The sequence below is a fragment of the Suilimivivens aceti genome (genome assembly GCF_025567405.1).
Lineage (GTDB): Bacteria > Bacillota > Clostridia > Lachnospirales > Lachnospiraceae > Suilimivivens > Suilimivivens aceti.
Genome location: NZ_JAOQKJ010000004.1, coordinates 1 through 1,929, shown reverse-complemented (window position 1 = coordinate 1,929; position 1,929 = coordinate 1). Strand labels below are relative to the sequence as shown.

The window sequence follows — 1,929 nt, the reverse complement described above, 5'->3', positions numbered from 1 at the left end:
GGAACGACCAGAAGTATTGTGAAATCTGGCGGCATGAATGGGAGGGCATCCAGAACCGCTATCTGGAAGCCAATGACCGCCCGGAGCGTGTGGACTTGCGTTCCTATGCCAGACAGGGGCTTGATATTATCCCTACTGTCCATGAGGGAGTTGCTGTCCGGCAGATGGAAAAGCGAGGTATCCAGACGAATATCGGCAATCTGAACAGGGAAATCAGAGCTGCCAACAGCTTAATGCAGTCCATCCGGCAGCTTATCCATAACCTCAAAGGCTGGATTACCGAGCTGGGCGAAAAACGGAAAGAACTGCTTGCACAAAAGGCGGCGGAGGAAGCGACACTTCTTCCCAATCTGCTGATGAAGTACATGGAGATACGAAAGGAAGAACGGAAGGACTGGACGAGGGCTGGACAGAACCGGGGGACTTCACAGGACTTAAAGGCAGTCAGCGAAGCCCTGTCCTATCTCCGGCAAAAGGGGCTTTCCACTGTGGAGGACTTAGAAGCCTTTCTGGAATCTTCCGGGAAATCAGCCGCAGATTACCGCAATCAGATGAAGCCAAAGGAAGCCCGCAGCAAAGTGATTGACGGGATTCTTGCCAGCTGGACAGACTGCAAGGAATGTAAGCCTGTCTATGAGAAGTACCAGAAGATATTTTTTAAGAAAACAAAGGAGAAATTCAAACAGGAACACCCGGAGGTTGCCCGGTATGCGAAAGCCGCCGCCTACCTTGCCAAGCACCCGGACGATAAGGACAGTACCCAAAAGGAGCTGCAAGAGGAGCAGGAAACGCTTCTGAAAGAAATTGCAGCCCTGAAAACACCGCTGACCGAGGTACAGGAGGATTTGAAGAAGCTGCGGGACATTCGCTACTGGGTACGGAAAGCCACCCCCGGCACAGAAGAAAGCAAAGAGCCGCCCAAGAAACAGCCTATCAAAGAAGTCTTGCAGGATAAGGCAGACGAGAAAAAAGCACAAAGAACCGCCCCGACGCAGACGAAACACAGACAACAGGATATGGAACTTTAACAGGCACTTGCCATTTTCAAGCAGAGAATGTCAGGTGCTTTTCTTATTTTCAAGGAGGGATAGATTTGAATGTATTTGAATGTATTTGAAGCTGTGAAGCAGTCCGTCACAACAAGACAGGCTGCGGAGCATTATGGAATCCATGTAGGTCGGAACGGGATGGCTTGCTGCCCGTTCCATCACGATAAAACCCCAAGCATGAAGCTGGATCGGCGTTACCACTGCTTCGGCTGCGGTGCGGATGGGGATGTGATTGATTTTGCCGCCGCCCTGTATGGGCTGGGAAAGAAAGAAGCCGCCATACAACTGGCAAATGACTTCGGGCTTTCCTATGAGGACTGGAAGCCGCCGGGAAAGGCAAAAAAGCCCAAGCCTCGGCAGAAATCCCCGGAGGAACAGTTTCAGGAAGCAAAGAGCCGCTGCTTCCGTATTCTTGCTGATTATCTCCATCTGCTCCGGGCATGGAGAAAGGACTACGCCCCGCATTCCCCGGAGGAAGTCTTTCATCCCCGGTTTGTGGAAGCCTTACAGAAGCAAGCCCATGTGGAATATCTGCTGGATGTGCTGCTCTTTGGGGAGACAGAGGAAAAAGCGGCTTTGATTACGGACTACGGAAAGGATGTGATACAGCTTGAACAGCGAATGGCAGAGCTTGCAGCCGCAGACGCAGCAAGAACTAAAAAACACCATGAACGCCATGCAACCGCCCCAGAGCATTGAGGAAATCAAGGCGGGGCTGGAAACCACCGAGAAAGGCGGTGTCCGTCAGAGCATACGGAACTGCCTGACCGTATTCCAGCGTGACCCGCTGCTTTCCGGGGCTATCGCATACAACATCCTGACCGACCGCAAGGACATCATAAAGCCCATCGGCTTCCACAGGGACAGCACCGCCTTAAAC

2 protein-coding genes and 1 pseudogene are annotated in these 1,929 nt (G+C 52.2%); all 3 read left to right on the top strand.

The genetic code is table 11. The annotated features are described in order from the left end of the window. On the top strand, positions 1–1,028 hold a 1,028-nt coding region (locus OCV77_RS05210), incomplete at its 5' end, for a MobA/MobL family protein (protein WP_262573894.1). A 75-nt stretch (positions 1,029–1,103) separates the two neighbouring features. Further along, positions 1,104–1,748 (top strand): CHC2 zinc finger domain-containing protein, encoded by a 645-nt coding sequence (locus OCV77_RS05205; protein WP_020989948.1) that lies wholly within the window; start codon positions 1,104–1,106, stop codon positions 1,746–1,748. Then, positions 1,717–1,929 (top strand): annotated as a pseudogene (locus OCV77_RS05200) (hypothetical protein); the annotation flags it as partial. The gene OCV77_RS05205 and the pseudogene OCV77_RS05200, both read left to right, overlap by 32 nt.